Source organism: Mesorhizobium sp. M2A.F.Ca.ET.042.01.1.1 (genome assembly GCF_003997405.1).
GTDB lineage: Bacteria > Pseudomonadota > Alphaproteobacteria > Rhizobiales > Rhizobiaceae > Mesorhizobium.
The window spans coordinates 1-26,842 of the sequence record NZ_RZRX01000062.1 but is presented as its reverse complement, the minus strand read 5'-3'; the positions used below and the strand labels follow the sequence as shown (position 1 = coordinate 26,842).

Annotated in this window: 25 protein-coding genes, 1 other RNA gene and 1 pseudogene; 14 read left to right on the top strand and 13 right to left on the bottom strand. The window is 63.5% G+C overall.

Annotated elements, in window-relative coordinates; genetic code table 11:
* From EOA23_RS12100 to ffs, 7 genes are all read right to left on the bottom strand, one after another.
* Window positions 1-612 (bottom strand): ABC transporter substrate-binding protein (locus EOA23_RS12100; RefSeq protein WP_245474139.1); only part of this gene is annotated, 612 nt, incomplete at its 3' end.
* A gap of 314 nt (window positions 613-926) precedes the next feature.
* Entirely contained in the window at window positions 927-2,204 is a 1,278-nt protein-coding gene (locus EOA23_RS12095; RefSeq protein WP_189341589.1) for a lytic murein transglycosylase, read from the bottom strand.
* Between the two features lie 191 nt (window positions 2,205-2,395).
* Window positions 2,396-3,001 (bottom strand): recombination mediator RecR, encoded by a 606-nt coding sequence (recR, locus tag EOA23_RS12090; protein ID WP_042639939.1) that lies wholly within the window; start codon window positions 2,999-3,001, stop codon window positions 2,396-2,398.
* A gap of 201 nt (window positions 3,002-3,202) precedes the next feature.
* Complete coding sequence (locus EOA23_RS12085) at window positions 3,203-4,189, bottom strand: cell wall hydrolase (RefSeq protein WP_127304308.1); 987 nt, start codon at window positions 4,187-4,189, stop codon at window positions 3,203-3,205.
* Window positions 4,190-4,407: 218 nt separating this feature from the next.
* Window positions 4,408-4,731, bottom strand: coding sequence for a YbaB/EbfC family nucleoid-associated protein (locus EOA23_RS12080; protein ID WP_112127993.1), 324 nt, complete (start codon window positions 4,729-4,731; stop codon window positions 4,408-4,410).
* Between the two features lie 22 nt (window positions 4,732-4,753).
* Entirely contained in the window at window positions 4,754-6,571 is a 1,818-nt protein-coding gene (locus EOA23_RS12075) for a DNA polymerase III subunit gamma/tau (protein WP_127304307.1), read from the bottom strand.
* Between the two features lie 106 nt (window positions 6,572-6,677).
* Window positions 6,678-6,774: signal recognition particle sRNA small type (ffs, locus tag EOA23_RS12070), an RNA gene on the bottom strand.
* A gap of 181 nt (window positions 6,775-6,955) precedes the next feature.
* Between ffs and EOA23_RS12065 the strand changes: the two genes are divergently transcribed.
* The 5 genes from EOA23_RS12065 to EOA23_RS12045 all read left to right on the top strand — a co-directional run bounded on the left by EOA23_RS12065 (window position 6,956) and on the right by EOA23_RS12045 (window position 9,503).
* Window positions 6,956-7,375: an HIT family protein gene (locus EOA23_RS12065; protein ID WP_127304306.1), complete on the top strand. Its 420-nt coding sequence runs from the start codon at window positions 6,956-6,958 to the stop codon at window positions 7,373-7,375.
* A gap of 35 nt (window positions 7,376-7,410) precedes the next feature.
* Window positions 7,411-8,352 (top strand): NAD(+) diphosphatase, encoded by a 942-nt coding sequence (nudC, locus tag EOA23_RS12060; RefSeq protein WP_127304305.1) that lies wholly within the window; start codon window positions 7,411-7,413, stop codon window positions 8,350-8,352.
* A gap of 10 nt (window positions 8,353-8,362) precedes the next feature.
* On the top strand, window positions 8,363-8,668 hold the full coding sequence (locus EOA23_RS12055) for a Dabb family protein (RefSeq protein WP_126079445.1): 306 nt from the start codon (window positions 8,363-8,365) through the stop codon (window positions 8,666-8,668).
* Between the two features lie 158 nt (window positions 8,669-8,826).
* Window positions 8,827-9,078, top strand: coding sequence for a type II toxin-antitoxin system Phd/YefM family antitoxin (locus tag EOA23_RS12050; RefSeq protein WP_127304304.1), 252 nt, complete (start codon window positions 8,827-8,829; stop codon window positions 9,076-9,078).
* A complete protein-coding gene (locus tag EOA23_RS12045) occupies window positions 9,078-9,503 on the top strand; it encodes a type II toxin-antitoxin system VapC family toxin (protein WP_127304303.1) in 426 nt (141 codons plus the stop codon). The genes EOA23_RS12050 and EOA23_RS12045 overlap by 1 nt, the downstream gene beginning before the upstream one ends.
* A gap of 41 nt (window positions 9,504-9,544) precedes the next feature.
* On the opposite strand, the gene EOA23_RS12040 is transcribed toward EOA23_RS12045, so the two are convergent.
* Together EOA23_RS12040 and EOA23_RS12035 are read right to left on the bottom strand one after the other, a co-directional pair.
* Window positions 9,545-10,408, bottom strand: coding sequence for a prephenate dehydratase (locus EOA23_RS12040; protein WP_127304302.1), 864 nt, complete (start codon window positions 10,406-10,408; stop codon window positions 9,545-9,547).
* Between the two features lie 10 nt (window positions 10,409-10,418).
* Complete coding sequence (locus tag EOA23_RS12035; protein ID WP_127304301.1) at window positions 10,419-11,147, bottom strand: 3-deoxy-manno-octulosonate cytidylyltransferase; 729 nt, start codon at window positions 11,145-11,147, stop codon at window positions 10,419-10,421.
* A gap of 193 nt (window positions 11,148-11,340) precedes the next feature.
* Between EOA23_RS12035 and EOA23_RS12030 the strand changes: the two genes are divergently transcribed.
* The 7 genes from EOA23_RS12030 (at window position 11,341) to EOA23_RS12000 (ending at window position 20,788) form a co-directional block, all read left to right on the top strand.
* A complete protein-coding gene (locus EOA23_RS12030) occupies window positions 11,341-12,003 on the top strand; it encodes a cytochrome c family protein (RefSeq protein WP_127304300.1) in 663 nt (220 codons plus the stop codon).
* A 158-nt stretch (window positions 12,004-12,161) separates the two neighbouring features.
* A complete protein-coding gene (locus EOA23_RS12025) occupies window positions 12,162-14,042 on the top strand; it encodes an extracellular solute-binding protein (protein WP_127304299.1) in 1,881 nt (626 codons plus the stop codon).
* A complete protein-coding gene (locus EOA23_RS12020; protein ID WP_127304298.1) occupies window positions 14,042-15,919 on the top strand; it encodes an extracellular solute-binding protein in 1,878 nt (625 codons plus the stop codon). Before EOA23_RS12025 ends, EOA23_RS12020 begins: the two co-directional genes overlap by 1 nt.
* Before the next feature lie 30 nt (window positions 15,920-15,949).
* On the top strand, window positions 15,950-17,044 hold the full coding sequence (locus EOA23_RS12015; RefSeq protein WP_127304297.1) for a microcin C ABC transporter permease YejB: 1,095 nt from the start codon (window positions 15,950-15,952) through the stop codon (window positions 17,042-17,044).
* Window positions 17,044-18,183, top strand: a complete 1,140-nt coding sequence (locus EOA23_RS12010; RefSeq protein ID WP_127304296.1) for an ABC transporter permease — start codon at window positions 17,044-17,046, stop codon at window positions 18,181-18,183. The genes EOA23_RS12015 and EOA23_RS12010 overlap by 1 nt, the downstream gene beginning before the upstream one ends.
* Window positions 18,180-19,808: an ABC transporter ATP-binding protein gene (locus EOA23_RS12005; RefSeq protein ID WP_127304295.1), complete on the top strand. Its 1,629-nt coding sequence runs from the start codon at window positions 18,180-18,182 to the stop codon at window positions 19,806-19,808. The genes EOA23_RS12010 and EOA23_RS12005 overlap by 4 nt, the downstream gene beginning before the upstream one ends.
* A gap of 38 nt (window positions 19,809-19,846) precedes the next feature.
* A complete protein-coding gene (locus tag EOA23_RS12000) occupies window positions 19,847-20,788 on the top strand; it encodes a glyoxylate/hydroxypyruvate reductase A (RefSeq protein ID WP_127304294.1) in 942 nt (313 codons plus the stop codon).
* On the opposite strand, the pseudogene EOA23_RS11995 reads toward EOA23_RS12000, so the two are convergent.
* The 3 genes and pseudogenes from EOA23_RS11995 to EOA23_RS11985 all read right to left on the bottom strand — a co-directional run bounded on the left by EOA23_RS11995 (window position 20,785) and on the right by EOA23_RS11985 (window position 22,783).
* Window positions 20,785-21,314: pseudogene (locus tag EOA23_RS11995) on the bottom strand (AAA family ATPase). The gene EOA23_RS12000 and the pseudogene EOA23_RS11995 overlap by 4 nt on opposite strands.
* A 75-nt stretch (window positions 21,315-21,389) precedes the next feature.
* Window positions 21,390-21,764 (bottom strand): hypothetical protein, encoded by a 375-nt coding sequence (locus EOA23_RS11990; RefSeq protein WP_127304293.1) that lies wholly within the window; start codon window positions 21,762-21,764, stop codon window positions 21,390-21,392.
* A gap of 74 nt (window positions 21,765-21,838) precedes the next feature.
* Window positions 21,839-22,783, bottom strand: coding sequence for a methyltransferase domain-containing protein (locus EOA23_RS11985; protein WP_127304292.1), 945 nt, complete (start codon window positions 22,781-22,783; stop codon window positions 21,839-21,841).
* A gap of 164 nt (window positions 22,784-22,947) precedes the next feature.
* Here EOA23_RS11985 and EOA23_RS11980 point away from each other — a divergent pair, with 164 nt between their 5' ends.
* Window positions 22,948-23,958: a ligase-associated DNA damage response exonuclease gene (locus EOA23_RS11980; RefSeq protein WP_127304310.1), complete on the top strand. Its 1,011-nt coding sequence runs from the start codon at window positions 22,948-22,950 to the stop codon at window positions 23,956-23,958.
* Between the two features lie 238 nt (window positions 23,959-24,196).
* Window positions 24,197-25,798, top strand: a complete 1,602-nt coding sequence (locus EOA23_RS11970) for a cisplatin damage response ATP-dependent DNA ligase (RefSeq protein ID WP_127304291.1) — start codon at window positions 24,197-24,199, stop codon at window positions 25,796-25,798.
* Between the two features lie 165 nt (window positions 25,799-25,963).
* On the opposite strand, the gene EOA23_RS11965 is transcribed toward EOA23_RS11970, so the two are convergent.
* A partial coding sequence (locus EOA23_RS11965; RefSeq protein WP_127304290.1) for a hypothetical protein occupies window positions 25,964-26,842 on the bottom strand: 879 nt, incomplete at its 5' end.

Here is a 26,842-nt window from a genome sequence, read left to right as displayed (position 1 = left end):
GTATTGGCCTGAACCGGCATAGCCGGTCTTCAGCCAGGCATTGCCGAAGTCGTTGTCCCATTTGTAGTCGGCGCTCGGCGTGACGGCGGCGACGTGCTCCTTGACCAGCTTCGAGTCGACGACGGAGGCGACGGTGGCGGACAGGCAGTTGAGCACGAAGCTCGGCGCGTAAGCCTTGTCGACGACGAACTGGAAGGTGGTGTCGTCGACCGCCTTGGCCTTCTCGGTGACATTGTCGCCGCTGATGCCGAACTGGTTAATGATGAAGGCCGGGCTCTTGTCGAGCTTGATGGCGCGTTCGAAGGAATAGGCGACATCGGCGGCGGTGATCGGATTGCCGGACGCGAACTTCATGCCTGGCTTGAGCTTGAAGGTGTAGGTCAGGCCGTCGTCGGACACCGTCCAGCTCTCGGCGAGGTCGGGCTTGACCTTGGAGGTGTCGCTGAGATCGAGGCGGACCAGCAGGTCATAGGTGTTGCCGGTGACCTCGGCGGTCGACAGCTCGAACGCCTCGCCCGGATCCATCGAGATGATGTCGTCGATGGCGAAGCCCTCGACCAGCGTGTCGGCGGGCGTGACGGCGAAGGCAGGCGTCGCGAGCAGCGCGGTCATCGCCACACCCGCAAGCAAGCTACGGACGGCAAACTTTTCCAGCATCATGGTGATCGTTCCCTGTTTTGTTGACCTGAGTTCCCGGCTCAGGGCTTGATTATTCTTCTCGAAGCCGGCAGCGGCTTGGACCGCTTACCGTCGTGTTTTTTGTCCAGTTGGTCAACTCCCTATTCGTTGCGGTCCGCTCGGCCGCATGGATTTTTGCCAGACGGCATATCGGACCAAATGGGCGGCGATCCGTCGACCCATGCGCCGGCTAATTGCAGCCGCCGATCGAGAAAAATCTGCCTGTGTTCGAGCCCTGGAAGGCGCCGCTATTTCAACTGCGCGACCAAGCCTGCATCGGGGAAACAGGTGGCGGGCTTGCCGTTCTTGGCCTGCCAGATGCCGATCGAGCGGCGCGTCTTGAAGCCGGGCAGGCCGTCGGCGCTGCCGACGTCGTAGCCCTTGGCTTCCAGCGCACGCTGCAAGGCGGCGATGTCGGAGCGGTGCAGATCGCCGACCGGCCCCCAACTGCCGGCAAAGCCGGCGTCGCCCTTGGCGATGCGGTCGGCGGCATGGCCGATGAACAGGCCATAGAGATCGCTGTTGTTGTATTGCTTGATGACATAGAAGTTCGGCGTGACGATGAAGGCAGGTCCGCTGCGCCCGGCCGGCATCAGCAGAAGGCCCTCGGCCTTCAATTCGCTTGCCTGAAACGCCTTGTTGTCGGCGCGCCTGATGCCCATCGCCACCCAGTCGGATATCTTCTTGCCCTGATCAGGACCCTCGAGCGCACAGGAAACGCTTGCCGGCACGGTCACCTCGACGCCCCAGCCGCGCCCCCTCACCCAGCCATAGTGGACGAGATAGTTGGCGATCGAGGCGAGCACGTCGGGCGTCGAATTCCAGATGTCGGGCCGGCCGTCGCCGTCGAAGTCGACGGCGTGCTTGAGGAACGAGGTTGGCATGAATTGCGGCTGGCCGAGCGCGCCGGCCCAGGACGATTTCATCGCATTGACCGGCGCCAGCCCGCGCTCGACGATGTCGAGCGCCGCCAGCACCTCGGTGCGGAAGAAGTCTTTCTTGGTCGACATGAAGGCCTTGGTGCCCAGCACCTCGAAGGCATCGTAAGGCATCTTGGCCGCGCCGAAGCCGGTCTCGCGGCCCCAGATCGCCAGAACCACCTCGCCCGGCACGCCGTAGCGCTTCTCGATCAGCCCGAGCACTCTCGAATTGGCGCTCTCGCGCGCCCGCCCGCCCGTGGTGACGGCGCGGATGATCTTCTCGGCGAAATAGTTGGCTGGCGGGCCGAACTCGGCCTGATGCTGCTTCTCAGGTGTCGTGGGCTTTTCGCCGGGCAGGACGAGATCTGGCAGCTTGAGGTTCGGCTTCACGCCGAGGAAGGCCTCGTCGAAGGTCTTTTTCGAAATGCCTTTGGATTTGGCTTCGGGCCAGAGATCGGTTTGAAGCCAGGCCTGGAACTGGTCGTCGATGGAGGCGGCGTGGGTGGGAGTGGTGAGAATGAGGCTGAATATTGCCAGCAGAAGAAATGCGAGGCTGTATTTGGAAAAGCCTCGTTCTGTCGCCCCCCTCTCTGTCCTGCCGGACATCTCCCCCTCAAGGGGGGAGATTGGCAGCTTCATCGGCCGCGTCCTCTTCCCCACGCTCGTGATTGGCGAAGGCCGAACCGACAGCCAATCTCCCCCCTTGAGGGGGAGATGTCCGGCAGGACAGAGAGGGGGGCCTGGCGCCAACTTCGAAGGATTTATTCCAGTCATTCCCCGCCCCCTCCGCAGTCCCCTCAAAACGCCGTCCTTGATCGCAGCGCCGCTGCCAGCGTGCCTTCGTCGAGATAATCCAGCTCGCCGCCGACCGGCACGCCATGCGCCAGCCGCGTTACCTTCACATCGAAGCCCGACAACTGATCGGTCAAATAATGCGCGGTCGTCTGCCCCTCGACGGTGGCGTTGACCGCAAGGATGACTTCCTTGACCTCGCCGCCAGCGATGCGGTCGACCAGCGAACGGATGTTGAGTTGGTCGGGACCGATGCCGTCGAGCGGCGACAGCGTGCCGCCGAGCACGTGGTAGCGCACGTTCATGGCGGCCGCGCGCTCCAGAGCCCAGAGGTCGGAGACATCCTCGACGACGATCAGCGTGCCAGCGTCGCGGCGTGGATCGGTGCAGATCATGCACGGGTCGGAGGTGTCGACATTGCCGCAGGTCGAGCAGATGCGCACCTTGTCGACCGCCTCGCCCATGGCGGCGGCCAAAGGCTCGAGCAGCTGCTCCTTCTTCTTGATGAGATGGAGCGCGGCGCGCCTGGCCGAGCGGGGCCCAAGCCCCGGCACCTTGGCCAGGAGCTGGATCAGGCGTTCGATTTCCGGACCGGCGATTCTCTTCGACATCGCCTTGATCTAGAGCAATTCCAGGAAAAGTGCGAAGCGGTTTTCCGTCCGGAATTGCGTGAAAGACGAAAAGATGGATCAGTTCGCCGTTTCGTGAAACGGCGGACTGATCCAGGATTTTTCAGCGCCGTTTGGAACAGCCGCAACGACACAGGGCCCGCCATGCTGCCATGACGGGCCCTGCATTGGATGCAATCGGGTTCAGTTGGTTTCGAGCGGCCGGTCCTGGCTGGCGATCATCGCGCCGATGGCGTCGGTGTTCTCAGGCGTCGACTGGAAGCCCATCGCCGCTTCCTGCGGCGCGTTGGGCACCGAGGTGATGTAGCGGCCCTTGAGCGTGCCGCCGAAACGCGAGGCGTCCGGTTCGGCCATCGGCTCCTGCATAGCCACGACCGTCGGCTTCTGCGCGAGGCGGCCGGATTTCTGCGACGGCGCAGCAGCGGCCGTCACATAGGTCTCTTCGGCGGGAACGATTGCCGCCTTGGCCGGAAGCGTCGGTCCGGCAGCGTTCATCGCGGCCTGCTTTGCCGGATCCTGCCGCACGATCGTCTTGACCACCGGTTCGGCGGAAGCCACCAGCACGGGCGCGGTTGGGTCGATTTTCTGCTGTTTGTCGGAGGCCATCGCGACCATGGGCTCATCCGGCAGCGGCTGCCAGTTGCGGCCGCGCTTCTCATAGAAGGCGTTGCCGCCGGCCACCATCGTGTAATGCATGTTCTTGTAAGGGAAACGCAGGCCGGCGGTGTGGAAATACATCGTGCTCTTGAGCTTGGCCTTGCGCTCGCCTCTCAGCACCGCGTCGGCGGCTTCCTCGACATCGGGCAGCGCCCTGGAATTCATCGGCCGCGTCAGCACGCCCGGCGCGAACTGGCCCTTCTCGCCGACGACCTCGCAGATGGTGTTGCCATGCTGGCCCGAGCGCAGACGGTTCATCACGACCGTGCCAACGGCGATCATGCCGTCGCGGCTCGACCGGTTGGACTCGAAGAACATCGCCCTTTGCAGGCATTCCTTATCCTTCAGCGAGTGGCTGGAGGAACGCGTAAGGAAGCTCGGCGTCAGCGCGTCGGTCAGTCCCGACACCGACATGCCATGGGAGGAAGTGGTCTGGCTGCAGCCGGCCAGGAGCAAGGGGGAAGTGACGATGCCGATAAGCAGCAGCGGCGTCTTCCATCGCGTCGCGATCACCAAAAAAGCCTCATGTCCAAGATGCCAGCCCGCCCCGAGATGTGGCAAGAATGAGACTCTTTCAGGCAAAAAGATGGCTAGATGGTTAGCGACTTCTGGACTTGGGTAAAACTTTATGAAAGCCGCGAAATGAGCCCGTGAGCATTGCCGGCAAAATGGTTAATATTGCCGTCCGGGCTCGATTTCCGTTCATAATCAATTAACTGGCGGAGGCCGCCTCAGAACGGCAATTTCATCCCGGGGGGAATCGGCAGACCCGCCGTCAACGCCTTGGTCTTCTCCTGCATTACCTGCTCGACCTTACTTTTGGCGTCATTGTGGGCGGCCAGGATGAGGTCCTCGAGGATCTCGGCTTCGTCCGCCTTGATCAGCGACGGATCGATCTTCAGCGCCTTCATCTCGAACTTGCCGGTGAGCGTGATGCTGACGAGGCCGCCGCCGGCCTGGCCGGTGGCTTCAAGCGTGGCGATCTCGTCCTGCATGGCCTGGAACTTGGCCTGCATTTCCTTCGCCTTGCCCATCAGGCCGAGAAGATCTTTCATCGGATGGTCCTCTAAGATTGTTTCAGATTTCGTCGTCGTCGGACGCAGGCTCGACCGGAACTTCGGCTTCGGCCTCTTCCACGTCCGGCACATCCGGAATGCGCACGTCGATGATCTTGGCGCCCGGGAAGCGAGCGAGGATGGCCGCGACAGTCGGATCCGCCTTGGCGTCGGAGAAGGCATTCTCGCGCTTCGTCGTCTCCATCTCGGCCAATGTCTGGCCGCCCTCCTCCTTCGACAGCGACACCAGCCAGTTGCGGCCGGTCCAGGCGCGCAGCTTGGAGGTCAGGTCGTTGAGCAGCATCTTCGGCGCGTCGTCGGTCAGGGTGACGTCGAGGCGACCGGGCTCGATGCGCACCGGCCGCACGCAGCGCTTCAGCAGCACCTTGAACGCGATGTCGCGATTGGCCTCGGCGAGCGCGACGATGTCGGCCAGCGATTTGACCGGAACGACAGGCGCTTCGGCGACCGGCGCCGGTTGCGGAACGTAGGCCTCCGGCACAGGCTGCGCCTCGACCAGCCGCATCGTCTGAGCGCCGCCATTTGAACTGGGCATCCGCGCCTGCGCCACGGCACTGGCGCCGCCGCCATTGCCCGGATTGGCCGGTGCGCCATTGGCGCGCGGCGCGCCGTTCGGCAGCGGGCCTGCGCCTTCCAGCGATTTCAGCGCCTCGTCCAGCGTCGGCAGGTCGGCGGCATGCGCCAGCCTGATCAGCACCATCTCGCCGGCGCTGACCGGCCGGTTGGAGGACTGCACCTCGGGAATGCCCTTGAGCAGCATCTGCCAGGTCCGCGACAGCACGCGCACTGACAATGTGCCTGCGAATTCGGCGCCGCGCCGGCGCTCGTCCTCGGAAAGCGACGCGTCGTCGGCCGCCGACGTCACGAAGCGCAGGCGGGTGACGAGGTGGTTGAACTCGGCAAGGTCGGTGAGCACAGCGGCCGGATCGGCGCCGGTGTCGTATTGCGCACGGAATTCGGCAAGCGCCGCCGCCACATCGCCCTTCATGACGTGCTCGAACAGGTCGATGATGCGGGCGCGGTCGGCGAGGCCGAGCATAGCGCGCACCGCATCGGCGCTGACGGTGCCGCTGCCATGGGCGATCGCCTGGTCGAGGATCGAGAGCGAATCACGCGCCGAGCCCTCGGCGGCCCGCGCGATCATCGCGAGCGCCTCGTCGTCGACGGAAATGCCTTCCTTGGCGGCGATCGAGGACAGATGCCCGACCAGCGCGCCGGCATCGATGCGCCTCAGGTCGAAGCGCTGGCAGCGCGATAGGACCGTGATCGGCACCTTGCGGATCTCGGTGGTGGCGAAGATGAATTTTACGTGCGGCGGCGGCTCTTCCAGCGTCTTCAGCAGGCCGTTGAAGGCCTGGGTGGAGAGCATGTGCACTTCGTCGATGATGTAGACCTTGTAGCGGGCCGAGACCGGCGCATAGCGCACCCGGTCGATGATGTCCCTGATATCGTCGATGCCGGTGTGCGAGGCCGCGTCCATCTCGATGACGTCGACATGGCGGCCTTCCATGATCGCCTGGCAATGCTCGCCGGGGACCGAAAGGTCGACGGAGGGCTGGTCGACGGTCGCGGTCTTATAGTTTAGGGCGCGGGCGAGGATGCGCGCGGTGGTCGTCTTGCCGACGCCGCGCACGCCCGTCAGCATCCAGGCCTGGGCGATGCGGCCGGTGGCAAAGGCATTGGTCAGCGTGCGGACCATCGGCTCCTGGCCGATCAGCTCGGAGAAATTCGAAGGACGATATTTACGCGCCAGGACGCGATAGGCGCCGGCCTTACCGGTCTCCAGGCTTTCCGTCCCCAAATTTCCGGCTTCGCTCATTCGCCGTCAAAAGCTCCCAGGACCGCGACGGAAGGCGGCCGATTCCTGCGCATAGTCTCGCCCGCACGGCTTGGCGCCGTCAATGTCGCGGGAGAAAGGCGAAGAGGTGGGAGGCTGGAACAATGACCCGTTCCGGGCTCGTTAGGGCTGCTTCCTTCCGGACCTGACCCGGTTGGCGAGTGGATCGTCCACCACCAACCTCCCGCGCTCCATATCGGCAATTCAGCGGCGAAATGCAAGGGCAGAGCCGGAGCCTGCGGCCATATGGAGACCGGAAAGCCCTTCAAATCGCCAAGAGCGGTCAATGAATCGCTTGCAGCCACCTTGCCGCCGCTCTAGCGTTCGTTGGTTTGAAGAATGATACAAGAAACAAAGGAAACGCCCATGCTGCCTGGCCTCAAGGCCGGTTTCACGCTGGACGCCCGTCTGGAGGCGGACAGCGAGCAGCTTATGTGGCTTGGCCTTTGCGAACTCCGATTGATGAATGATCGCCGCTGGCCGTGGCTGGTGCTGGTGCCGCAGCGTCCGGGCATCGAGGAGTTGCACGAGATGACGCCGCTCGACCAGGCGATGCTGACCTTCGAGACCAATATGGTGGCGCAGGCGCTTAAGCGGGTGACCGGCTGCACCAAGATCAACACCGGCGCCCTGGGCAACATCGTGCGCCAGCTGCATGTCCATGTCGTCGCCCGCTCCGAGGGCGATCCCGGCTGGCCGGGTCCGGTCTGGGGGCACGGCATACGCGAACCCTATCAGCGCTCCGACATCAGGCGGTTTGCCCAAACGATCAAGGCGGCGCTATAAGCTGACCAGTGTCCACCAGCATACCCCGAGTCCCCATGAGCTTCCGCCTGTTTGACGCGCCCTTGCGCGAGCCGAGCCAGTTTGTCGGTTTCGCCGGCAACCGGATCGACCGGCAGTCCGAGAACCGCGCCGACGACGCGGTCGAAAAGGCGCTGGCCGACCGGACCACGCGGCTGATGCTGATGCATGCCGGCCGGCTTTACCTCAAACTCGATGACGGCAAATTCGACCCCTGGTTCAATGTGGCCGAGAGCGAGACCTTCGATGTCTCGCTCGACCGTGGCGTGCTGCTCGGCTTCTCCGAGGAAGGCCCGGTGCTGGCCGTGCCGGCGGGCATCGAGCCGGAAAATCTCCCCGAGACGGTCAAGGCGATCGACTATCGTTCCGTCTATATGCAAGGGCTGATCGACGAGGCGGCGGCCGGCGCGCTGGCGCAAGGGGCGGCGCTGCTCGCCTGGCACGCCAGCCACGCCTTCTGCTCGAAATGCGGCAACCGCTCGGAGATGCGCGCCGGCGGTTACAGGCGCCACTGCCCGGTCTGCGGCACCGACCATTTCCCGCGCACCGACCCGGTGGCGATCATGCTGACGGCAACGCGCGAGAAATGCCTGCTGGGGCGCGGCCGGCATTTCGCGCCAGGCATGTATTCGGCGCTTGCCGGCTTCATCGAGCCGGGCGAGACGATCGAGGCGGCGGTGCGGCGCGAGACGCTGGAAGAGGCCGGCATCCGGCTCGGCCGCGTCGTCTACCACGCCAGCCAGCCCTGGCCGTTCCCCTATTCGCTGATGATCGGCTGTTTCGGCGAGCCGCTCAACGAGGATATCCAGGCCGACCTCAACGAGTTGGAGGACTGCCGCTGGTTCTTCCGAGACGAGGTGCGCACGATGCTGGACAGGACGCATGCCGACGGCCTGATCACACCGCCGAAAGGGGCGATCGCCCATCACCTCATCCGCGCCTGGGTCGACAGCGAATAGGAGCGCAAGAATGATCCGTCATACCGTGGTGTTCACCTTGAAGCACGAGCCGCATTCGCTGGAAACGAAGCGCTTCCTGCACGACGCGAAGAAGATCCTGACCGGGATCAAGGGTGTGACGCATTTCGAGCAATTGCGGCAGGTGAGCCCGAAGAACGACTATCAGTTCGGCTTCTCGATGGAGTTCGCCGACCAGGCGGCCTACACGCGTTACAACGAGCACCCAGACCACGTCGCCTTCGTGCGCGATCGCTGGGTGCCGGAGGTGGAGAAGTTCTTGGAAATCGACTATGTGCCGCTGGGCGCGGTGATCTAAGCGCAAGTCGTGTAGTACAGGGTGAGCCGCCAGGTACACTCCTACTGGGCGGCACAACCAATCACCTGCGATGAGTGGTTGCTATCCATTCGCTCAATCTTGCAATTTCTCCTCAAGGGCATTAGATGTGGTTACGTAACCACATTTGGCGAATTGGTATGATCACCACGCTTTCGGGTCGCGAACTCAATCAGGATCTTGGCCGCGCAAAACGCGCTGCCAAGGACGGTCCTGTGATCATCACCGACAGGGGGCGGCCAGTGCATGTCCTCATGTCGTTCGATGAATATAAACGGCTCACCGGCAAAACGCGGTCGCTCGGTGACATGCTGGCTGCGCCGGAGGCGGGTGACCTTGATTTGCCGCTGCCGCCCCGCACGGAACGTGCCGAGCCAGTAGACCTGTCCTGATGCTGTTGCTCGATACCAATGTCGTATCTGAATTGCGAAAGATATCGAGCGGTAGGGCGCATCCCAATGTCATGCTCTGGAACGAAACCGTCGATCCTGCCGAAACCTTTATTTCGGCCGTGGTGCTGCACGAGCTGGAGATTGGTGTAAGACTGGCGGAACGCCATGATGCCGCTGCTGGCAAAGTGTTGCGCAATTGGTTGGAAAATGCGGTTCTCACAACATTTTCCGGTCGAATTTTGCCGCTGGACGAAGCAGCCGCCGTTCAGGCGGCACAATGGCATGTCCCCGATCCAAAACCGATCAACGACGCCTATATCGCCGCCACCGCCCTCACCCGGCGAATGACGCTGGTGACGCGCAACATTGGCGATTTCCAGGGAATGGGAGTAACGCTGGCAAATCCGTGGGACATCCAGGCGTAGGCTTAAGCACCGTTTCACGCATGTCCTTGTATTGACATGCCCTAATCCGCCACCTTCCACTGCTCGCGCGAGGCGCTTGCCGGGTAGACGCCGAGGATGCGCACTTCGCGCGAGAAGAAGCGCAGCTCGTCCAATGCCAGCTTGACCAGCGGATCGTCCGGATGGCCTTCGATGTCGGCGTAGAACAGCGTCGCGGTGAAGGCGCCTAACTGGTAGCTCTCGAGCTTGGTCATGTTGATGCCGTTGGTCGCGAAGCCGCCCATGGCCTTGTAGAGCGCGGCAGGCACGTTGCGGACGCGGAAGATGAAGGTCGTCATCATCTTGGCGTCCGGCGTGGGCCGCTCCACCCATTGCTTGTTCTTGGTCAAGACTACGAAGCGGGTGACGTTGGAATCAGTGTCCTCGACATTCTTCTCGATGATGTCGAGCCCATAGAGCTCGGCGGCAAGAGCCGGCGCCAGCGAGGCCATGGTGCGGTCCTTGACTTCCGACACCATCTTGGCCGAACCCGCCGTGTCGCCGGCGATGACCGGCTTCCAGCCGTTCTTGCGGATATATTTGCGGCACTGTCCCAGCGCGTGGATGTGGCTGTGCACGGTCTTGATCTCTTCGCGCTTCACCCCGGGCAACACCATCAGTTGGAAGTGGATCGGCAGGAAATACTCGCCGACGATGTGCAGCTTCGATTCCGGCAACAGGTGATGGATGTCGGCGACGCGGCCGGCGATCGTGTTCTCGATCGGGATCATGGCGAGCTCGGCCTTGCCGGTCTCGACCGCATTGAAAGCGTCCTCGAAGGTCGGGCAGGGCAACGGGTCCATCGCGGGGAACATGTTGCGGCACGCCGTGTCGGAGTTAGCGCCGGGTTCGCCCTGGAAGGAGATTCTGTTGGTCTTTGCGGTCATGCGGATGGTCTCAGCTTGAAAGGATCTGCCTGGCGCGTTCCAAGTCGTGCGGCGTGTCGACCCCAAGCGGCAGCGATTTGACGATCTCGGCGTCGATGCGCATGCCGGCTTCCAGCCCGCGCAATTGCTCCAGCCGCTCGCGCCGCTCCAGCGCCGAGGGCTTCAGCGCCACGAAGCGTTCGAGCGCGGCGCGGCGGTAAGCATAGAGGCCGATGTGATGGTAGAGCGGCCCCTCGCCCCAGGGCGCGGTGGCGCGGGTGAAATAAAGCGCCTTCAGCCGTGTCGCGGATCGCGGCGAGCCGACGATCTTGACCACATTCGGGTTGGTCTTCTCCTCGTCGCGCACGATCTCGACGCCGAGCGTGGCGATGTCGACCGATCTGTCCTCAAACGGCCGCAGCGACGCGCCAATGATCTCGGGGTCGATGGTCGGCAGGTCGCCCTGCACGTTGACGATCGTTTCCACCTGCTTTTCGGGATCCAGCGCCGTCAGCGCCTCGAAGATGCGGTCGGAACCCGATTCGTGATCCATGCGGGTCATGACCGCCTCGAAGCCATGCGCCCGCACGGCCTCCGCGACCGCTTGCGTGTCGGTCGCCACCACTACGCGGCCAAGCCCGGCCTCGGCTGCGCGGCGGGCGACATGGACGATCATCGGCGCGCCGGCAATATCGGCCAGCGGCTTGCCCGGCAGACGCGTCGAGGCCATGCGGGCGGGGATCAGGATCAAGGTTGACATCGGATTTTGCGGCGGTCGAAAAACGGGGATGGAAAAGTGGCAAAAGGTCTCACTGGAAGCGCCCTTATAGGTGTTGCAACGCCAGAGCAAAAGACCTAGTTTCCGCCCGGTTTGACTGGCCTTTCAGGGCAGTTCGCGATACCGACGGACGGAGTGGACGGGACGGTCCGCCGGAAAAGGGAGCAAGGGGCGTATGGATTCCAACGAAGTCAACAAGCTGCTTGGCGGATTTCTGGGAACCTGCTTCATCGTCTTTTCGATAGGCCTCGTCTCGGACGGGCTGTTCGCCTCGCCCGCCCCCGAAAAGCCCGGCTTCGCCATCGAAGCGCAGGAGCCGACCGAAGGCGGCGCGGCCGCGCCGGCCGCGGCCGAAAAGCCGATCGCCGACCTGCTTGCCGGTGCCAGCGCCGATGCGGGCGCCGCCATCTTCAAAAAGTGCCAGGCCTGCCATTCCGGCGAAAAGGGCGGCCCGAACAAGGTCGGTCCGGATCTCTGGGACATCGTCGACCGCCCCGTCGCCGCGCATGAAGGCTTCGCCTATTCGTCCGGCATGAAGGATTTCTCCAAGGGCGGCCAGGAGCACTGGACCTACGATAACCTCAACCACTTCATCACCTCGCCGAAGAAGTTCGTGAAGGGCACGGCGATGGGCTTCGCCGGCCTGCCGAAGGAAGAAGACCGCGCCAATGTGATCGCCTATCTGCGCACGCTGTCGGATAATCCGAAGCCGCTGCCGCAACCGGGCGCCGCCGCCGACGCCTCGGCAAAGCCGGCCGAAGCCGCCAAGCCGGCGGATGGCGCCGCCAAGCCGGCCGAGGGAAGCGCTCCAGCCAACCCCGCGGCGCCTGCTCAATAAACAATTTGTAATGGTGATATCCTCAGAAAAGCCGGGTTCGTCCCGGCTTTTCTGTTAGGAAAGCTGCATGGACGGCGACAAAGGCCATCCCTTGCGGTTTCCACCGGCGTCAAATGATCTAGATTGCGGGTGGTTGGAACTAGCGACGAGGAGAACGCATGAAGGTTGGCCGATTCCGCACGCTTTTCGCATCGGCGCTGGCGCTCGCCTTCGCCGCCAGCCTGCAGGCCAGCTTCGCCGATGAATGGCACACGACGTCCTCGCTGATCGGACCATCCAAATACGGTGAGAACTTCCAACACTACGACTACGTCAATCCGGATGCGCCCAAGGGCGGCACCTATAACTCCGTCGTTGTGGGCACCTTCGACAGCTTCAACCCTTACATCGTGCAGGGATCGCCGGCCGCCGGCTTCGCAGAGTTCGGCGGCGGCCTGCTCTACGACACGCTGATGGATCAGGCGACGGATGAGGGTAGCGTCAGCCACCCTCTGATTGCCGAGGCCTACAAATATCCGTTGGATTATTCGTCTGCGACCTATCGGCTTAACCCTCAAGCCAAATGGCATGACGGACAGCCGATCACCGCCGACGACGTGATCTGGTCGTTCCAGGTGCTGAAGGCCAACAGCCCGATGTATAGCCGCTATTTCGAGAACGTGACCGAGGCCGTCGCCATTTCGGACCGGGAGGTCGAGTTCCATTTCAACCAGAAGGGCAATCGTGAACTGCCCAAGATCCTCGGCGACCTCGTCGTCTTGCCGAAGCACTGGTGGGAGGGCACCGACCCCAGCGGCAAGAAGCGCGACATAACGAAGTCGACGCTGGAACCGCCGCTCGGCTCCGCCGCCTACAAGATCGCAAGCTTCAAGCCGGGCTCGGAGATCGTCTGGCAACGCGTGCCGGATTATTGGGGCGCCAAGCTGCCGGTGAAGATCGGCCGCGAGAATTTCGACATCCAGCGATTCACCTACATCCTGGACGACAATGCCGCATGGCAGGCCTTCACCAAGGGCGGATTTCAGGATCTCAAACCGGAGAACAGCTCGAGGCGTTGGGCGACATTCTACAATTTCCCGGCGATCAAGGCCGGCGACGTGATCAAGAAGGAGTTCAAGACCACCTCGCCGGAGCCGATGCAGGCTTTCATGCTCAACCAGCGGCGGCCCCTGTTCCAGGATCGTCTTGTGCGGGCAGCGCTGACCTACCCATTCGATTTCGAGACGATGAACCGTACCCTGTTCTACAACTCGAACACGCGCACCCAGAGCTATTTTCAGGGCACGGAACTTGCGTCGAGCGGGCTGCCGCAAGGCAAGGAACTCGAAATCCTCGAGAAATATCGCGACAAGCTGCCGCCGGAACTCTTCACGCAGGAATTCAAGCTGCCGATCTATGATTCCCCGCAAGCGGAACGGAAATACCTGAAGCAGGCGGTCGATCTCTTCGCCCAGGCAGGCTGGGTGATCAAAGGCGGCAAGATGGTGAACGCCAAGACCGGCGAGCCATTCAAGTTCGAAGTCCTCGGCGCGGCCGACACGGACCAGGTGATTTCCAGCCCCTGGATCGCCAATCTGCGCAAGATCGGTGTCGATGCAACGCTGCGCATCATCGATCCGACCCAGTACATCAACAGGCGCAACAATTTCGACTACGACGTCATCATCGGCCAGCTTGGCCAGTCGGAATCGCCTGGGAATGAGCAGCGCGATTTCTGGAGCTCGAAGGCGGCGGATACGCCGGGATCGCGCAACTATGCCGGCATCAAGAACCCGGTCGTCGACGCGCTGGTTGACCGCATCATCTTCGCAACCGACCGCGATGATCTCGTAGCCACCACCCACGCTCTCGATCGGGTGCTGCTGTGGAACTACTATACCGTGCCGCAATATTACCGCGCGGTGGTTTGGCTTGCCTACTGGAACAAGTTCGGCATGCCTGAGAAGCAGCCCACCTACCGCGGCGCCGACATCGATTCGTGGTGGATCGACCCCGCGAAGGAAAAGGCGCTGGCGGCCAAATACAAGGGCCTCAATTGATGGAGCGGCGGACTTTGCTTCCTCGCCGCGATTTCCTGGCGCTCGGCGCCGCAGCCACTGCCGCAGCACTGCTGCCAGGCCGGGCCTTTGCCGACATCCCAACTGGCGTCAAGCTGCATGGGCTGTCGGCCTTCGGCGACCTGAAATACAAGCCCGACTTCACGCTTTTCGACTATGTCAATGTCGATGCGCCGCAGGGCGGCACCTTCAACTTCTCGCCGCCCAACTGGGGCGCGAACCAGAGTCCGCAGACTTTCAACACGCTGAATTCCTTCGTTCCCAAAGGTGATTCCCCGCAGCGCATGGAAATGTGCTTCGATACGCTGATGGCGAGGGCACTCGACGAGCCTGATGCTGTTTACGGGCTGGTCGCCGAAAGCGTGACGATTTCTGACGACCGCAACAGTTTCACCTTCTCGCTGCGCCCGCAGGCACGGTTCCATGACGGCACGCCGCTCACCGCCGACGACGTCGCCTTCACCTACAAGCTGCTGAAGGACAAAGGGCATCCGGATTACGCGCTGTCGCTGACGCATCTGGAAGATGCCGTGGCGAAAGACACCCATACGGTCGAGCTCAAATTCTCCGGCAAGCAGTCGGCCCGCACCATCCTCAACGTGGTCGGATTCCCGATCCTTTCGAAGGCCTTCTTCACCGCCAATCCCTTCGACTCCTCCCAGCTCAACCCGCCGCTCGGCTCCAGCGCCTACAAGGTCGGGCGCTGGTCCGCGGGCGCCTGGATCGAATATGAGCGCGTGGCCGACTATTGGGGCAACGACCTGCCGGTCAATCGCGGCCAGAACAATTTCGAGCGTATCCGCATCGAATTCTACCAGGATCGCACAGCCGGGTTCGAGGCCTTCAAGAAGGGCGAGATCCTCTACCGCGAGGAGTTCACCTCGCGTGTCTGGGCGACGGCCTACGACTTCCCGGCCTTTACCGCCGGCAAGGTGATCAAGCATGAGTTCCCGGCCGAAACCACCCCTTCCATGCAGGCCACCGCGGTCAACCAGCGGCGCGAGCAATTCAAGGACCCACGCGTGCGGCAGGCGATCGCCCTCTGCTTCGATTTCGAATGGACGCGGCGCAACTTCTTCTATGGCTCCTATGAACGCTCGCAGTCCTGCTTCGAGAAATCCGACTTCCGGGCCGAGGGCATGCCAACGCCGCAGGAGCTGGCGCTGCTGGAACCACTGCGCGACCAGCTGCCGCCGGAGACCTTCGGTGAAGCGGTGACGCAACCGCCATCGGACGGGTCCGGACGAGATCGCAAGCAACTGAGCGCTGCGCTGAAATTGCTCGCAGAGGCTGGCTGGAAACGCTCCGGCGATTTCGTGCTCAATGACAAGGGCGGCCAGCTGGCCGCCGAATTTCTGGTCGACGACGAGACCTTCGTGCAGGTCTATTCGCCCTGGGTCGCCAACATGAAAGCCATCGGCATCGATGCCTCGATCCGCCTGGTGGATTCGGCTCAGTACCAGCTGAGGCAATCGACATTCGACTTCGACCTGCTCTCGGCCGCCTTCAATTTCAGCGCCACGCCGACCCGCGACGATCTGGAAATCTTCTTCCACTCGCGCAGCGCCGCGGTGTCGGGCTCGCGCAACCTGTCGGGCGTTGCAAGCCCAGCCGTCGATGCGCTGATCGATGCCGTCGGCGCCGCCAAGGACCGTGAAAGCCTGACCACCGCCATGCGCGTACTGGACCGGGCCTTGCGCGCGCGGCGCGATTGGATTCCAAGTTGGTATCTGGCGAATCACCGAAGCGCCTATTGGGACATGTTCGGCTTTCCAGAGCAGAAACCCGATTTCGGCTTTCCGGTCGAGGCGCTGTGGTGGTTCGACAAGGGCAAGGCGGCAAAGATTGGCAAAGCCTGACATGATCATCCGCGCGGGGCCCGTCGCCTGATGGGCGCCTATATCCTGCGCCGCATTCTTCTCATGATCCCGACGCTTTTCGGCATCATGGCGATCTCCTTCGCGGTCATCCAGTTCGCGCCGGGCGGCCCGGTCGAGCAGGTGATCGCCAAGCTGACCAACCAGGGCGGCAACGACCGCCTCGGCAGCGGTGGCGGCGACGCGGGCGGCGCAAATTTCGACGCTGCCGGCGATGTCGGCTCGAAATATCGCGGCGCGCAGGGGCTCGATCCTGAATTCATCAAGAAGCTGGAAAAGCAGTTCGGCTTCGACAAGCCGCCGCTCGAGCGCTTCGGCATGATGCTGTGGAACTATATCCGCTTCGATTTCGGCGACAGCTATTTCCGCGATATCTCAGTGCTGAACCTGATTCTCGAGAAGATGCCGGTCTCCATCTCCATCGGTCTGTGGATCACGCTTTTGTCCTACCTGATCTCGATCCCGCTCGGCATCCGCAAGGCGGTGAAGGACGGCTCGGCCTTCGACGTGTGGACCAGTGGCGTCGTCATCGTCGGCTATGCCATTCCCGGCTTCCTGTTCGGCATCCTCTTGATGGTGCTGTTTGCCGGCGGTTCGTTCTGGGACTGGTTCCCGCTGCGCGGCATCGTTTCGGACAATTGGGACCAGCTGTCGTGGCCCGCCAAGATCGCCGACTATTTCTGGCACATGACGCTGCCGCTGACGGCGCTGGTGCTGTCGGCTTTCGCAACGACGACGCTGCTCACCAAGAACTCCTTCCTGGAGGAGATCCGCAAGCAATATGTTGTTACGGCGCGCGCCAAGGGCCTGTCGGAGCACAAGGTGCTCTATGGCCACGTCTTCCGAAACGCCATGCTGATCGTGATCGCCGGCTTCCCCGGCGCCTTCATCTCCGCGTTCTTCACCGGCTCGCTGCTGATCGAGAACATCTTCTCGCTCGACGGCCTCGGCCTGCTCGGCTTCAAGTCGGTGATCGACCGCGACTATCCGGTGGTGTTCGCCACGCTGTACATCTTCTCGCTGCTTGGCCTGTTCGTCGGCCTGTTGTCCGACCTGATCTACACCTGGGTCGATCCGCGCATCGACTTCGAGCGGAGAGACATCTGATGGCCGAGGCTGCGATCGAAAGCGCGCCGGCCAGGCCTCGCAGGCCATTTCTGTCGCCGCTCAACCAGAGGCGGCTGCAGAATTTCAAGGCCAACCGGCGGGGCTACTGGTCGCTCTGGATCTTCCTGTTCCTGTTCGTGCTGTCGCTGTTTTCCGAGCTGATCGCCAACGACAAGCCGATCATCGCCTCCTACAAGGGCGAGATCCTGTTTCCGGTCCTGGTGGCCTATCCGGAAGAGAAGTTCGGTGGTTTCTACGCCGTTACCGACTATCGCGATCCGGTGATCCAGGACGAGATCAATGCCAATGGCTGGATGATCTGGCCGCCGGTCCGTTACTCCTATCAGACCGTCAACAACGCTATTCCAGAGCCGGCGCCGGCAAAACCATCCTGGCTTTACGACAAGAACAAGCGCTGCGGCCAATACCCGAGGGGAGAGGCCGACGAGAACTGCGTTGTCGGCAACTGGAACTGGCTGGGCACCGACGACCAGGCCCGCGACGTGCTGGCGCGGGTGCTTTACGGCTTCCGCATCTCGGTTCTGTTCGGGCTGATCCTGACGCTCGGCTCGTCGCTGATCGGCGTCGCGGCCGGCGCGGTGCAAGGCTATTTCGGCGGCTGGACCGACCTTCTCTTCCAGCGTTTCATCGAGATCTGGTCGGCTATCCCGGTGCTCTACCTGCTGCTTATCGTCTCGGCCATCCTGCCGCCCGGCTTCTTCATCCTGCTCGGCCTGATGCTGCTGTTTTCGTGGGTGGCCCTGGTCGGCGTGGTGCGGGCCGAATTCCTGCGCGCCCGCAACTTCGAATATGTCAACGCCGCACGGGCGCTCGGCGTGCCAAACCTCACTATCATGTTCCGGCACCTGTTGCCCAACGCCATGGTGGCGACGCTGACCTTCCTGCCCTTCCTGCTCTCCGGCTCGATCTCGACGCTAACGTCGCTCGACTATCTCGGCTTCGGCCTGCCGCCCGGCTCGGCCTCGCTCGGCGAATTGCTGAAACAGGCGCAACGCAACCTCAACGCCCCCTGGCTCGGCATTTCCGGCTTCATCGTCATCTCGCTGATGCTGTCCCTGCTGGTCTTTATCGGCGAGGCGACGCGCGACGCCTTCGATCCGCGCAAGACGTTCAAATGAGCGAAGCCCTGCTGTCCGTCCAAGATCTGAGCGTCGCCTTCGCGCAGGGCGGCAAGCAGTCCATCGCCGTCGACCATATCTCGTTCGACATCGGCAAGGGCGAGACGGTTGCCCTGGTCGGGGAATCCGGCTCGGGCAAATCCGTGTCGGCGCTGTCGGTGCTGAAGCTCCTGCCCTATCCCGCCGCCAGCCATCCCTCGGGCAAGATCCTGTTCAGCGGCGCCGACCTGCTCGCCATGAACGAGAAGGCGTTGCGCGGCGTGCGCGGCAACAAGATCACCATGATCTTCCAGGAGCCGATGACCTCGCTCAACCCGCTGCACACGGTCGAGCAGCAGATCGTCGAGGTGCTGCAACTGCATCAAGGCCTGCGCGATGCCCCGGCCAGGGCGCGCACGCTGGAGCTGCTCAACGAGGTCGGCATCCGCGAGCCGGAAAAACGTCTCGACGCCTACCCGCACCAGCTCTCCGGCGGCCAACGCCAGCGCGTCATGATCGCCATGGCGCTCGCCAACGAGCCGGAGCTTTTGATTGCCGACGAGCCGACGACGGCGCTCGACGTCACCGTGCAGGCGCAGATCCTCCAGCTGCTTGCGGAGTTGAAAAGCCGCAAGGGCATGTCGATGCTGTTCATCACCCACGACCTCGGCATCGTCAGGAAGATAGCCGACCGTGTCTGCGTGATGACCAAGGGCAAGATCGTAGAGACCGGGCCGACCAAGGAGATCTTCGCCAACCCGCAACATCCTTACACCAAGCATCTCTTGGCCGCCGAGCCGAAGGGCAAGCCGCCTGCGGCAGACCCGGGCGCCAAATCCGTCATGACGGGCAAGGACATGAAGGTCTGGTTCCCGATCAAAAGGGGCTTCTTCCGCAAGACCGTCGACCATGTGAAGGCGGTGGACGGGATCGACGTCACCGTGCGCGCCGGCCAGACGCTGGGCGTGGTTGGCGAATCCGGCTCGGGAAAGACGACGCTCGGGCTGGCGCTCGCCCGGATGATCTCCTCGACCGGCACGATCAACTTCAACGGACGCGACATCAACCAGCTCTCCTTCAACGCCATGCGGCCGCTCAGGCGCGAATTGCAGATCGTCTTCCAGGACCCGTTCGGGTCGCTCAGCCCGCGCCTGTCGGTTTCCGAGATCATCGAGGAAGGGCTGAAGATCCATGAGCCGAAGCTCTCGCCCGACCAGCGCGACGACAAGGTGGTCGCCGTGCTGAAGGAGGTCGGCCTCGATCCCGAAACGCGCCATCGCTACCCGCACGAGTTCTCCGGCGGCCAGCGCCAGCGCGTGGCGATCGCGCGCGCCATGGTGCTAAATCCGCGCTTCGTCATGCTCGACGAGCCGACCTCGGCGCTCGACATGAGCGTGCAGGCGCAGGTGGTCGATCTTTTGCGCAACCTGCAGGCCAAGCACAATCTCGCCTATCTCTTCATCAGCCACGACCTCAAGGTCGTCCGCGCCCTTGCCAATGACGTCATCGTCATGCGCAATGGCAAGGTCGTCGAAGCGGGGCCTTCCGAACAGATCTTCGGCAGCCCGCAGACCGACTACACGCGGGCGCTGATGGCGGCGGCCTTCAAGATCGAGACGGCGCCGACCGGCGTGGTCAGCGAATAGGCCCGGCTGGATTGACGTAACAAGGACTGAATCCGCAAATGGAAAAAGGCAAAATCCTGCTTGCCGTCACGGCCTTTCATCCGCAGCGCTGGCATCAACTGCTGGCGGCCGAGCGCGAGGTGGTGCTGGAGCCGGCAGGCGCCAGCGATCCCTCGATCACCTACGCAGTGGTATGGAAGCATAAGCCGAACCTGCTCTCCGGACTGCCCAACCTGCGAGCCATCTTCTCGGTCGGCGCCGGGGTCGACCATATCTTCGCCGATCCCGGCCTGCCCGACGTGCCGATCGTCAGGGTGGTCGCCGACAATCTCACCCAATACATGACCGAATATGTCGTCTGGCGGGTGCTCGATCACCATCGGCACGGCATGCTCTACCGGGCGCAGCAGCCGAAGAAGATCTGGCACGAGCCGCCACAGCGCCCGGCCGGCGACATTTCCGTCGGCATCATGGGCCTCGGCCATCTCGGCCGCGCGGCGGCATCGGTGCTTTTGTCGCTCGGCTTTGCCGTCAATGGCTGGTCGCGCACCGACCGGCCGATGAAAGGTGTTTCGACCTATGCCGGCGAGGCGGGGCTGATCCCCTTCCTCAACGCCACCGATATTCTCGTCGTGCTGTTGCCGCTGACGCCACAAACGCAAGGGATCGTGAATTACGGGCTGCTCAAGGAACTGCGCCGGCGCAACGGGCTTGGCGGCGCCGTGCTGATCAATGCCGGTCGCGGACGCCTGCAGAAGGACGCCGACATCGTGCGCGCGCTGGACGACGGCACGCTGAAGGAAGCGAGCCTCGACGTGTTCGAGGTCGAACCGCTGCCCAAGACCAGCCCGCTGTGGAGCCATCCGAAAGTCTTCATCACGCCGCACGCGGCGGCGACATCGGATCCGGCTCATCTGGTGCCAACCATGCTGCGGCAGATGGATGCCTTCGAGCGCGGCGAGAAGCTCGAAAACCTGGTCGACCGCGAGGCCGGATATTAGTTCAGGCTCAAACCCCAGTCCCGGAAGCACTGCTTGATCGCTCTCACGGAGGATAGCCGCAGCTTCGGCAGGTCGAGCGCATCCAGCATTTTGCTGTATCGCTTGCGATTTCGCGGCGTGACCACGGAGATGTGGTGGATCATGTCCCATTTGACGCTGTCGCGCCCGCCTTCCAGGGCGCCGTGCCTGCCGGTCTCGCACAGGGATCGCCGGAAATAACGCAGCAAGCTCATTGGCGTGGAGACGTCCAGCAGGATCAAGCCGGTCGCCCGCCGGAACGCTGCGGCATGCAAACCGAGTAGTTGCCATCCATCACCCAGCGCTCACCGGCGATGGCGGCATCGTGCAGGGCAATGAATTCGTCCCTTGGTCGCTGCTCCCAATCCGTGTTGGGCAAATGAAAGAGCTGATCGAGGTGAACAGGTTCCAGGCCGTGCTGGCGCGCGATCGCGTTGGCAAGGGTGGATTTGCCGCTGTTGGACGGTCCCAGGATGCAAATGCGGTCGCCGAGGTCCGAGAGGTTCATCGGTTGGTCTTTCAAGCGCGATCAAACGCTCGGCAATCCAACCGAGCATTAGACGGAATATCGACTATCGAACGCTCAGGACGGCTTGGCGCCCGGCAACCCGAACGTCTCCTTCTTCTTCGGCTTGCCGCAGTCGCGGCGCTCGATCGAGCGGTTCATGGCGTCGATCTCGCCGCTCGCCTTGTTGCTGGCGCGCTCAGCCTTGGAGCGCATGTCCGGCGTGAACGGGCCGAAGCCCATCGCCGGATTGGAGAAGCTCGGCTTGGCCGTGATCGGCAGACTGTTCTGCTGCGCCAGCTGATTGCGCTGCGCCAGCAATTGATCGCAAGGCACATCGTCATATTGCAGTGAGGATTGGACGTCCTCGTCCTGGCGCTCGGCCATCGACGTGCCGCCGACACAGCCGGCGACCGTAAGGCAGGACGCCAACACAACCATGGTCCAGCGCATGGATTTCTCCTCGTGATGTCTGCCCCGCGCCACCCCGACCATGCCATTCAGGCTTTTTCGCAGCAAGGCCGGGCTTATGCGGGTGCCGGGGTGCTCACCGCGGCAGATGCGGCGGCAAAGCCGGCCACGATGGCCAGGCCTTCGACGGGATCATGCCGATCGTGCCGGATAACCACGCTTTCCAGAGACAGGACGGCAAGGCCGTTGGCCGAGAGCACGCGCTGCGCATAGGCCTCGGAATGGGCGTAACGCCGCGACGGCCGCAGGGCGAAATCCTCGCCGCCGGCAAGCGTCTCGAGCGAGAAGGCGAATATGCCGTTCTGCGCAAGCATGTTCGCGACCGCGCCGACGATGCGTTCGAGCGCGCCCAGATAGATGAACACGTCGGCCGCGACCACGAGGTCGGCCCCGGCACCGGAGTGGGAAAAATGCTGAAGGTCGGCCTTGGCCAGCAGGTCGTAGATGCCCTTGGCCTTCGCTTTGCTGAGCATGGCGGCCGAGATGTCGTAGCCCTCCAGACGGTCGACGAACGGGCGCAGCCTTTCGCCCATCAGGCCGGTGCCGCAGCCGAGGTCGATGGCGACCCGGAATCGGCCAGACCTTGCCTTGCGGATGGCCTGGCTGAGGAAGTCCGGTAGCCGATAGCCGAGCTTACCGACAAGCGAGTCCTCGAAACTGTCGGCGTAGTGATCGAACAAGGTCTCGACAAAGGCGCTGGGAGGCGCCGGGGCCGCGGGCGCCTTGCCGATCAGTTGCAGCTTGAGCGCGGCGCCAAGCCGGTCGGCGGGGTCCAGCTTCAACGCCATGACCCAGGCCTGCGCGGCCTGGTCGAGCCGGCCAGCCGCCTCCTGCATCTCGCCGAGACGAAACCAGCCGGCGGCCCATCGCGGCGCCAGCTCGAGCGCGCCGAGCAGGAGCTCCGCCGCCTGCGCCGGCTCGCCCGAGGCGAGCAGCATCTCGGAGAAATCGGCGCGACGGTCGGCAGTCAAATCGCCCGAGGAGGCCTGGAGCGGTTTCATTCGTGAGGAATCCCACCGTGAATGCGGAGCCGGCGGCTGGCTCCAGAGCATGATCCCGAAAAGTGTGCCGGTTTTCGGAGAGAGATCATGCTCCGGTCTAAGATGAGTCAGCAGTCTCTTGCAACGGGCTTCCCGCGGCAAATTTAGCCACTATGTTCAAGACCATGCGCGCCAGCGACCTGCTCAAACCCCGGCCGGAGGGCCTCTACTGCCCGCCCGGCGATTTCTTCATCGATCCGGTGCGGCCCGTCGAGCGGGCGCTGATCACGCATGGCCATTCAGACCATGCGCGCTCCGGCCACCGCTCGGTGCTCGCCACGCAAGAGACGCTTGACATCATGGGACTGCGGTATGGCGAGGATTTCGCCGGAACGACGCAGGCGGCAGTGCATGGGGAAACGCTCGCCATGAACGGCGTCGCCGTCACCTTCCACCCGGCCGGGCATGTGCTGGGCTCCGCGCAGATCTGCGTCGAGCACCGGGGCATGCGCATCGTCGCTTCCGGCGACTACAAGCGGCAAAAGGACGCCACCTGCCTGCCGTTCGAGCCCATCCGGTGCGATGTCTTCATCACCGAGGCGACCTTCGGCCTGCCGGTGTTCCGGCATCCGCCCGACCATGAGGAGATCGCGCGCGTGCTGAAATCGGCGGCGCAGTTTCCCGAACGCTCGCACCTGATCGGCGCCTATGCGCTCGGCAAGGCGCAGCGCGTGATGCGGCTGTTGCGCGACGCCGGCTACGACAAGCCGATCTATATCCACGGCGCGCTGGCCAGGCTTAGCGAATATTATCAGAGCCAGGGAATCGATCTCGGCCAGCTTGAGCCGGCGACGGTCGAAAGCGGCGCCAAGGCCGATTTCGCCGGCGCGATCGTCGTCGGCCCGCCTTCGGCCTTCGCCGATCGCTGGGCGCGGCGTTTTCCGGACCCGATCTCCTGCTTCGCCTCTGGGTGGATGCGCATCCGCCAGCGGGCAAAGCAGGGCGGCGTCGAGCTGCCGCTGATCATTTCCGACCACGCCGACTGGGACGAGCTGATCAACACCATCAAGGAAACGGGTGCTGCGGAAATCTGGGTGACACATGGCCGCGAGGAAGCGCTGGTGCGCTGGTGCGAGCTGGAGGGAATTTCGGCAAGGCCGTTGCATCTCGTGGGCTATGAGGATGAGGGCGATTGATGGGACATAGCTTGCCAATCGTCACCGGCGCGCTCTACGGCCCCCCTCTCTGCCCTGCCGGGCATCTCCCCCTCAAGGGGGGAGATTGGCAGTTTCGGCGCCGGCGCATCTCCCGCGACAGTGGAGATTGGCGAAAGCCGTGGCAACATCTGATCTCCCCCCTTGAGGGGGAGATGGCCGGCAGGCCAGAGAGGGGGGCCTCGCGCCAGCCTTCGCAATTTTCGCAGTGCGACCAGCCATGAACCGCTTCGCCGAGCTCCTCGACCGTCTCGTGCTGACGCCGTCGCGCAACGGCAAGCTGACGCTGCTCAGAGACTATTTCCACAGCGTCGAGGATCCCGATCGCGGCCTGGCGCTGGCGGCGATCACGGGCGATCTCAACATCGCGGCGGTGAAGCCGGCGATGCTGCGCGCGCTGGTGGTGGAGCGGATGGATCCGGTGCTGTTCGGCTATTCCTACGATTATGTCGGCGACCTCGCCGAGACCGTGTCGCTGGTCTGGCCGCAGCCGCAAGGCCATATCCCCAATCACATGCCGACGCTTGCCGAGGTGGTCGGCAGACTGCAGGCGGCAAGCCGCTCCGACGGGCCCAAGGTGCTGGCGCGGCTGCTCGACGACGCCAGCATCTCGGCGCGCTTCGCCATCATCAAGCTGGTGACCGGAGGCCTGCGCATCGGTGTGTCGGCGCGGCTCGCCAAACAGGCTGTGGCCGATCTTGGCAAGGTCGATGTCGCCGAGATCGAGGAGCTCTGGCACGGGCTGACGCCGCCCTACACCGAGCTGTTCGCCTGGCTGGAAGGCCGGGCGGAAAAGCCGAGGAGCGCGGCACTTGCGCTGTTCCGGCCGGTGATGCTCTCCAACGCCATCGACGATGGCGACCTCGAAAAGCTCGACCACGGCGCTTATGCGGCGGAGTGGAAGTGGGACGGCATCCGTGTGCAGGCGGTGTGCGAGGGCGGCGTGCGCCGGCTCTATTCGCGCACCGGCGACGACGTGTCAGGCGCCTTCCCGGACCTTGCCGCGGCGATGACTTTCGAAGCGGCGCTCGACGGCGAGCTTTTGGTCGGCGACCCGCGCGAGGCGACCGGAACCTTTTCCGACCTGCAGCAGCGGCTGAACCGCAAGAGCGTCTCGCCTAAGATCCAGCAGCGCTATCCGGCCTTCATGCGCTGTTACGACGCGCTGCAGATCGACGGCGAGGATTTGCGCACGCTGCCTTTCGCGGAGCGCCGCAAGCACCTCGAGGCCTTCATCAAGACGCTCGATCCCAGCCGCTTCGATCTCTCGCCACTGGTCGAGTTCCCCGATTGGGAGACGCTGGAACGGCTACGCCAGACGCCGCCGCATCCGATCATCGAAGGGGTGATGCTGAAACGCTGGGATTCGCCCTACCTTGCCGGCCGGCCGAAGGGCCCGTGGTTCAAATGGAAGCGCGATCCGCATACCATCGACGCGGTGCTGATGTATGCGCAGCGCGGTCACGGCAAGCGTTCCAGCTTCTATTCGGACTACACTTTCGGTGTGTGGTCCGGCCCCGAGGGCTCGGAAGAGCTGGTGCCGGTCGGCAAGGCCTATTTCGGCTTCACCGACGAGGAGCTGAGAGAGATCGACAAATATGTGCGCGACAACACGATCGAGCGTTTCGGCCCGGTGCGCTCGGTGCGCGCCGACCGCAGGAACGGCCTGGTGCTGGAGGTGGCATTCGAAGGCCTCAACCGCTCGACCCGGCATAAATCGGGTGTCGCGATGCGCTTTCCCCGCATCTCGCGGCTGCGCTGGGACAAGCCGGCGGCGGAAGCCGACCGCATCGAGACGCTGCAAGCGTTGTTGGATGGCTAAGGGCTGATCCGACGTCGGCGCAGTCACCCCGCCCGCGCCTGCGGCGCGACCTCCCCATCAAGGGGAGGTAAGGTTGGCGCTACATCCTACCTCCCCTCGATGGGGAGGTCGGCGCGAAGCGCCGGGTGGGGTACGGCGCCAGCGTTGATAGGTAGAGCGCACGGGTCACTGCGCGATCGAAACGCGTATCTCGTAGATATCGACCGACTTGCCCTTCTGGTCGATGTCGGAGTTGATGGCGATGGTGCCGGCGGCGCCTGGATGCTTGTCCGGGAACTGCACGTCGAAGAGATATTCGTTGCGTTCGTGGCCGACGGCGTAGCGCTTGCGGCCGCAGTCGCCGAGATCGCCGAAATTGCAGTCGACCGATATCTGCGTCTCTTTGCCCTCTTCCGAGCGGGCGACGATGTCGAACATGGCGTGCTTGCCGACAAGCTTCTCCAGCACGCCCTGGCCGACATCGAAGGCAATGGCCGAACCGGAAGCGCCGGAGCGGATGCGCAGGAACTGGCCGGTGTCGTCCTTCATCACGTCGGCGCCGGCGTCGGAAGGCGTGCTGACATGGGTCGGGTCGGCGGGCGAGAAGACGTTGATCCAGTTCTTCGACTGGTCCGCCTCGCCCGGCTTCTGCGGCGAGCCGGTATCGCCCGGCTGCGAGGAGTCCTCGCTGTCAAGGGTCGGGGTCGGTTCCGGCGGGCCGGTGTCGAGCTCGGCCGCCGTCTTGAAGACACCGTTCTGCTTGGCGAAGTAGAGACCTATGCCGGCGGCGGCGAGCAATGTCGCGACGACGAAGATCGCGGTCAGCGGCAGGCGCCGGCCCCTGATCCGCCGGTCATCGCGATCGGGCGCGACCTCGGCGCCGTTGCCGACTGGAGCGCCCGGCGAATCATCGAGCGAGGGCGCATCGGGAAGTGCTGTCTCGTCCGGCATGATGTCGGGCACGCGCGGCAGCACGCGCGAACGCGGCTGGTCCGAAGCATCTGGCTGCACCGGTCCGTCGACGATGATCGAGGGGGAGCGTGCTGATTGCGACGGCGGCAGCGG

Coding starts and splice junctions, on each gene's coding strand:
- EOA23_RS12065 (WP_127304306.1), top strand. CDS start 6,956: ATGCTGCCTGGCCTCAAGGCCGGTTTCACGCTGGACGCCCGTCTGGAG.
- EOA23_RS11970 (WP_127304291.1), top strand. CDS start 24,197: ATGAACCGCTTCGCCGAGCTCCTCGACCGTCTCGTGCTGACGCCGTCG.
- EOA23_RS12035 (WP_127304301.1), bottom strand. CDS start 11,147: ATGTCAACCTTGATCCTGATCCCCGCCCGCATGGCCTCGACGCGTCTG.
- EOA23_RS12005 (WP_127304295.1), top strand. CDS start 18,180: ATGAGCGAAGCCCTGCTGTCCGTCCAAGATCTGAGCGTCGCCTTCGCG.
- EOA23_RS12055 (WP_126079445.1), top strand. CDS start 8,363: ATGATCCGTCATACCGTGGTGTTCACCTTGAAGCACGAGCCGCATTCG.
- EOA23_RS12045 (WP_127304303.1), top strand. CDS start 9,078: ATGCTGTTGCTCGATACCAATGTCGTATCTGAATTGCGAAAGATATCG.
- EOA23_RS12075 (WP_127304307.1), bottom strand. CDS start 6,571: ATGAGCGAAGCCGGAAATTTGGGGACGGAAAGCCTGGAGACCGGTAAG.
- EOA23_RS12040 (WP_127304302.1), bottom strand. CDS start 10,408: ATGACCGCAAAGACCAACAGAATCTCCTTCCAGGGCGAACCCGGCGCT.
- nudC (WP_127304305.1), top strand. CDS start 7,411: ATGAGCTTCCGCCTGTTTGACGCGCCCTTGCGCGAGCCGAGCCAGTTT.
- EOA23_RS12080 (WP_112127993.1), bottom strand. CDS start 4,731: ATGAAAGATCTTCTCGGCCTGATGGGCAAGGCGAAGGAAATGCAGGCC.
- EOA23_RS11990 (WP_127304293.1), bottom strand. CDS start 21,764: ATGCGCTGGACCATGGTTGTGTTGGCGTCCTGCCTTACGGTCGCCGGC.
- EOA23_RS12015 (WP_127304297.1), top strand. CDS start 15,950: ATGGGCGCCTATATCCTGCGCCGCATTCTTCTCATGATCCCGACGCTT.
- EOA23_RS12095 (WP_189341589.1), bottom strand. CDS start 2,204: ATGTCCGGCAGGACAGAGAGGGGGGCGACAGAACGAGGCTTTTCCAAA.
- EOA23_RS12025 (WP_127304299.1), top strand. CDS start 12,162: ATGAAGGTTGGCCGATTCCGCACGCTTTTCGCATCGGCGCTGGCGCTC.
- EOA23_RS12000 (WP_127304294.1), top strand. CDS start 19,847: ATGGAAAAAGGCAAAATCCTGCTTGCCGTCACGGCCTTTCATCCGCAG.
- EOA23_RS11980 (WP_127304310.1), top strand. CDS start 22,948: ATGCGCGCCAGCGACCTGCTCAAACCCCGGCCGGAGGGCCTCTACTGC.
- EOA23_RS12050 (WP_127304304.1), top strand. CDS start 8,827: ATGATCACCACGCTTTCGGGTCGCGAACTCAATCAGGATCTTGGCCGC.
- EOA23_RS11985 (WP_127304292.1), bottom strand. CDS start 22,783: ATGAAACCGCTCCAGGCCTCCTCGGGCGATTTGACTGCCGACCGTCGC.
- EOA23_RS12010 (WP_127304296.1), top strand. CDS start 17,044: ATGGCCGAGGCTGCGATCGAAAGCGCGCCGGCCAGGCCTCGCAGGCCA.
- recR (WP_042639939.1), bottom strand. CDS start 3,001: ATGTCGAAGAGAATCGCCGGTCCGGAAATCGAACGCCTGATCCAGCTC.
- EOA23_RS12030 (WP_127304300.1), top strand. CDS start 11,341: ATGGATTCCAACGAAGTCAACAAGCTGCTTGGCGGATTTCTGGGAACC.
- EOA23_RS12020 (WP_127304298.1), top strand. CDS start 14,042: ATGGAGCGGCGGACTTTGCTTCCTCGCCGCGATTTCCTGGCGCTCGGC.